1 protein-coding gene and 1 pseudogene are annotated in these 6,159 nt (G+C 43.7%); both read left to right on the top strand.

Annotation, left to right across the window (positions count from 1 at the left end; translation table 11 throughout):
- A partial coding sequence (locus G588_RS22875; protein ID WP_026668900.1) for a hypothetical protein occupies window positions 1–528 on the top strand: 528 nt, incomplete at its 5' end.
- A 224-nt stretch (window positions 529–752) separates the two neighbouring features.
- Window positions 753–6,159, top strand: a pseudogene (locus G588_RS0118160) (hypothetical protein); the annotation flags it as partial.

Here is a 6,159-nt window from a genome sequence, read left to right as displayed (position 1 = left end):
GAGTCTTCAAGAAAATCTGCTGAAGAAGCAGAGAAGGAAGCTAAGAAGGCAGAGGAAGAAGCTAAGAAGTCCCGTGAGGAAGCAGCAATAGTTATTGCTGACAATAATAGCAGCAGTGAAAACAGAAGAAGCAAGTCAGACAGCAGCTCATCCTCAAGTAAGACAGTTGTGAAGAATGAGACCACAACCACAGAGACAACTCTTAAGGCATCAGACATCTATCCTGTAGTAGACAGCTACAAGGAGAAGACACAGAAGCAGGAAGAGAAAGTAGAAGAGGAAGATATCGCAACAATCGATGATTCCGACATACCTACCTACAGCGGCGTTGGCAAGATAACCACAGCAATGAAAAAAGCTTCGGTCAATCCGGTACTTCTTATAATAGTAATTGCTCTTCTTACATTACTTATTCATTTATACATCATCTTGTTCTTCAAAAAGAACTCCGATGAAAAGGATGATAAGAATAACAAGAATGATGATAACGAAAAGAATAATGAAGGCAGCAAAGTAGTAGCTGAATAATGAAAACGGTGATCTTCGGATCACCGTTTTTTAATACACAAAATTTCACAATATATAGTGACTTATCGGAAAGTTATTTCAAAAAACACAGAATATTCACAATTTAGAGGTTGCATGAATTTACGAAATTTTAACGATTTTGATATTATACTTTGGAAACTCTGTAATGGGTTTCAAGTTTTTGGATGATTGAAATAGATTCTCAGGACTATTAAGGAGTATGTATGCGTAACGTATTAACCAGAACAATTGCATTTATTCTTGCAATCGCACTGATAGCAGGTGTCTTTGACTATAGCGCGGTTACAGCGAAGGCTTACTCATATGACGATGCATCATATGACAATGCATCATTCGTATTTAACTGGGTGAACAGTACTGAGCCCGCTGGTTATACAAAAACATATAAGATTGGAAAGGTAATAAAAGTTGCCAATATGCAGGACAGCTATTTTCAGCTTCCGGATTCATATTACGGAACTGATGTTGAAACTGTCACTATTAAGCTTAATAAATATAACGGCAAATATCTGAACAAGCAGAGGGTGGGTGTTCTTTTTAAGAAACAGTCCGAAGATGCGGTGACCTATAAGCATAAAAGGACTGTAGATCCCAGTACTGGAACCATTACCTTCAAGCCTGAATTTGATCAGTGGTTTCAATATATCGGTTTTAGAGGGGAGTGTGACGGAGATACATATATTTATGTCGATTCAGTCACTGTTACTAAAAAGGAAACCTCTGCTTCAAAAAAGATCAGTTCAACATATAATGGAAAGACAATCAGCAAAACATTTTACGGCATTGATCTTACTTTTATAAACGAAAACCCAGCCGATAATAGGGATTCCTTTATAGGAACCACCAATGGATTTTATGCTGTTAGAGATTTCCAGACAGTATATTGTGATCTTCCGGAAGAAATTGATTTGAATAGGCTTGTCAGCATGAATGTTGAGTATGCCAGCCAAATTGGTGGTATGAGGTTCGAATATTACCTTAAAGACCAGAATGGTAATACAAGTTTCCGCGGATATGGAAATAACGGATATACAAGATATGGAGGCAGTTTTGAAAGCGGAAGACAAGCTGTACGTTTCGGTGTTACTGTAAATCATGACGATAATACAGAGAATGGGTATATGTCAAAAAAAGAAGTAGTAATCAACAGTATAACGTTTGTTCTTGCCGATGAGACAGTTGACCCTACTGATGCAATTAAGGAAGCAAAAGATGCAAAGAAAGCAGCAGATGACGCAAAAAAAGAAGCAGAAAGGAAATATAAAGCGGTAAAGAATAATGCTTCATCAACCACTATAGCTGAGGCTATTAAAGCAGCAAATGATGCTTATGAGGCAGCAAGGATTGCCGGAGAGAAAGCTGAAGCATTAAAAAACATGCTTCCAAATGTCGCAGACGACCAAAAAAGCAAGGTGAATGAAGCTATAACTAATGCCGAATCATCTGCTGATAATGCAAAAAAAATGGCAAAGAAAGCTAAAGATGAAGCTGAGAATGCAAGGGAGAATTTTGAGAAACTTGCAAAGGCTGCCGCTGAAAACGCAACAGAGCTGGCAAGAAAAGCCGATGACGCAGCCACAGCAGCCACCACAGCAGCTTCGAAGGTTACCAAGGAGCAAACCAAGGCTAACGTCGATGCTGCAGAGGCAGCTGCTACAGCTGCAGAAACTGCAAAAGCTAACGCAGAAGAGGCTGCAACCAAGGCGACAGAAGCAGCAAAAGAAGTAAGTGATACCACAATTAAACAAGATACTGTCAAAGCAGCACAGGATGCAACTTATGCTGCAGGCAGAGCATCTACCGCAGCCGAGGCAGCAAGAACAGCAGCAAAAACAGCCCAGAATAACTTGAATGCTGCAGCTAAGACTGCATATGAGGCTGCCAATACTGCAGCAAATGCAGCTGAGGAAGCAGCCAAGGCAGCAAGACAGGCCGCAGAAGATGCAGAGGCTGAGACTTATAAAGATCCCCTTACGGTTGATGATCTGAATGCAGCTGCAACAGCCGCAGAAGAAGCGGCCGCTACAGCCCTTCAGAAAGCAGAGGCCGCTACAGAAGCAGCAAATGCAGCTGAGGAAGCCGGAAAGAGCAATACAGATTCTGCTATTCAAACCGAAGTTGATAAGGCAGTTACCAAGGCAAATAATGCAGCAACTGTTGCTAACGTAACCGCTCAGGCAGCTAATACTGCAGCCCAGGCAGCAACAACCACAGCAATTGCAGAGGAAGCAATAAAAGCTGCTAAGACAGCAAAGGAGAGTCCGACACCTGCAAATATCGCTGCAGCCAATTTGGCAGCACAGAAGGCAAAAGAAGCTCAGACAGCAGCTACAAATGCTGCAACAGCAGCTACAAATGCCGCAGGAAAAACAACTGATGAGATTGCCAAGGAAGCAGCATTAACTGCAGCAGAATATGCAACAGTCGCAGCAGAGAAAGCCGGAAGTGCCGTAAAAACAGCAGAGGCAGAGGTAATACTTGCCCAGGATAAATTGGATGATAATGCCAAGAAGCTTGCAGAGGCAGAAAAAGCAGCTGCTGAGGCATTAGAGTGGGCACAGAAGGCAATAGATGCGCAGACTGCAGCAGAAAACGCCACTAATGTTCTGGAAAATGACAAAAATATAACGGAAGAAACCATAGCGACAGCCCTGGAGACAGCTAAAAGTGCCAAGGAAATAGCCGAGAAGGCGCTTAAAAGTTCTGAGTATACAAGCGGATTATACAATCAGGTAAAAGGCTCTACAAAAGAAGAGCTGGAGAAAGTAGATCATATTCAAAGTGCTTATGAGAAGGCATTTACTGAAGGAGAAAATGCTAAAACAAAAGCAGAACTTGCTGAAAAGGCAGCAAAGACTGCTCAGGCTCAGCTTGATAGTGCAACCATTGCAGAAATAAACGGCTATCTTACTTCCGTATCCAATATCGAAAATGATATTGCACAGGCAATGCAGGCTCTTAATACCGCCAAAGAAGATCTGGAATCAGATTCTGTATTAAAAAATATCAAAGCAGCAGAGGAAGTGGCTGAATCAACCGACGAAGCAGCTACAAATGCAATTAACGATCTGGAGGCTTTGATTGAAACCATAAACGGAATTGTTGATAAGGCAAAGTCCTCGAAGAATGCTGAGATATCAGATATTGCAAGCATAGAAGCCGTAGCAAATACTGTTATAAAATCAGTTAATACAGCCAAAGAAACAGCATCAGCAGCTAAGACTGCAGCAGCAAAGCTTAAGTCAGATGCTGATAATGCTCAGAATAATCTTAATGAAAAGGCTTTGGCTGCTATAGTAAAGGCCAATCTTGCCGCAGAGACAGCCAGAGAAGAAGCTAAGAATGCAGCAGAGGTGGCTAAAGCAGCTGCATACAAGGCACAGACAGCTCAGGAGAAGCCTTCCGATGCAGCCATTTTAGATGCAAAGGACGCAGCTAATATGGCAAAAGAAGCTGCAACAGAGGCTTTTGTTAAGGTAAATACCGCAAGAGAGGCTCTTGATGAAGCTAAGACAGCTGCTGAGGCAGCCGGTGCAGAGGCATATGAACAGCAGCTGCAGAATATCCTTAGCGATATAGATGGCTCCGATGATATTACGGACACTGCAAACAAGGCAGCTGAGACTGTAGAGGAGGCTGCCAAGACAATAGAGGCTACGGAAGTAGCAAATGATGCAGCAGTAAAAGCATCAGAGAATCCTTCCACAGAGGCAATTGCTAAGGCCAATGCCGCTGTCGCTAAGGTTAAGGAAGCAGTAGAGGCAGCAAAAAAAGCAGCTGATATCGCAAAGGAAGCCTATGAAAATGCCAGCGATTCTACAGCTAAGGAAGCAGCAAGGATTGCAGCTGAAGCGGCTGATAATGCGATTAAATCTGCCAATGTCATTGTAACCAAGGCAGAAGAGGCAGTTACAGAGGCTCAGGAGAAATTGGATGAAGCTGCCAAAAATGTAGCTCTTGAGGCAGCGCAAACTGCTAAAGATTTAGCAAATAGTGCAGCCCTGGCAGAGCAGGCAGCGAAGGAAGCTAAGGATAAACTTGATAATGAACTTAGCCAGGCCAATATAGATAACGCCGCTCAGAAGGCCAAAGAAGCAGAGATCGCAGCAAGAAAAGCATATGATGCAGCCACCGCTGCAACCAATGCCGCTGCCAAGACTAAGGATGAGGAGGCAGCACAGGCTGCAATCAATCAGGCAGAACTTACAAACGGTGCAGCCGATACAGCTCTTGAAACATCCAAAAATGTGGCAGATGCAGCGAAGACTGCTCAGGCTCAGCTGGATAAAAATAATAAAGACGCAGCTCTTGAGGCAGTAGGCGAAGTTACAGGCGCTAAAACAGCAGCAGAAGAAGCCTATAATACTGCAACAGGTCAGGCAGAAATTGCTAAAAACAGTGCAGAAGCAGAGGTGCCTTCCAAGGAAGGTGTACAAGCAGCAGTTACTGCTGCAGAAAATGCAGGAAATGCAGCAAATGAAGCAGCCGGTCAGCTTGCAATAGCTGAAGCAGCAGTTAAAAAGGCAGAAGAAGCAGCTGCCGGAATTACAGACGAGGAGCTTAAGAAGACAGCTGATGATGCAATAAAATCCGCAAAGACTGATCTTGAGACTATCAGGGATTACAGTGTAAAGGCGAAAGAAGCAGCTATCCAGGCTGAGGCAGATGTCAAGACTGCTCAGGCTAATCTTGCAGCCAAAGAAAAAGAAGATGCCAAGAATGCAGCTATAGATATAGCTGCCAGGGCAAATGAGCTTGCAGAGAAAGCAAAGGAAGCAGCAAAGAAAGCAAACGAAGCAGCTAAGGAAGCTACAAAGGCAGCAGAACAGGTTATTGCCAATCCTACAAGAGATAATATTATTGCAGCTGAAAATATTGCTAAAACTCTTGCCGGTGAAGGAGAAACACTGACCGTCGATGCAAAGAATAAAGGTCAGGATGCAAAAGATATTGTTAAGCCAACTATTAATGCAGCAAATGCAACAGATGATGCTACTGCCAAAGAAGCAGCAACCAATGCATTCTTCAATGCTTTGGAAGAAGGAACCAAGGCTTTAAGTGCTTATGAAAATGCTGCAGAAGCTTACAATACCGTAAGTACAGCAATAAACAATGCCAGAAAACAGCTTGAGGATCAAGCAAAGGATGCAATCCGGGTAGCAAATGATGCAGCATCAGCTATAACAAAAGAGGAAGGCGTAGTTAAAAAGGCAGAGGCAGCCATTGAGGCAACCAACACTCCTTCAATAGAAACAGTTTCAGCAGCTAAAATTGCAGCTGATGAGGCAGATGATGCCGCCCAGGCAGCCATTGACGCCGGGGCTGCAGCAAGAGAACTTGCTGCAAAGATGGCAACCGAGGAAGAGGCAAAAGACGAAACAACCACAGCTTACAAGCTGCTCCGGGCAGCAGAAGCTGCTGAGGCAGCAGCTGGGGAGGCCCAAGGAAAGGCTACAGACGCCAGAACAGCAGCAGAGACTGCACAGGGCAAGCTTGACAAGGATCCTGCAGCCTACAGCACAGTTCTTGTAGAGAAGAACAAGGCAGAGGCAGCAGCAGCGAACGCCGAAGCAGCTAAGAATACAGCAGTTTCAGAGAGCGATACTGCCA

Origin of the sequence: Butyrivibrio sp. AE3009 (genome assembly GCF_000420845.1) — a bacterium.
Taxonomy (GTDB): Bacteria; Bacillota; Clostridia; order Lachnospirales; family Lachnospiraceae; genus Butyrivibrio.
Note: the sequence above shows the minus strand (reverse complement) of the source record. Positions and strands in the feature narration are given on the sequence as shown.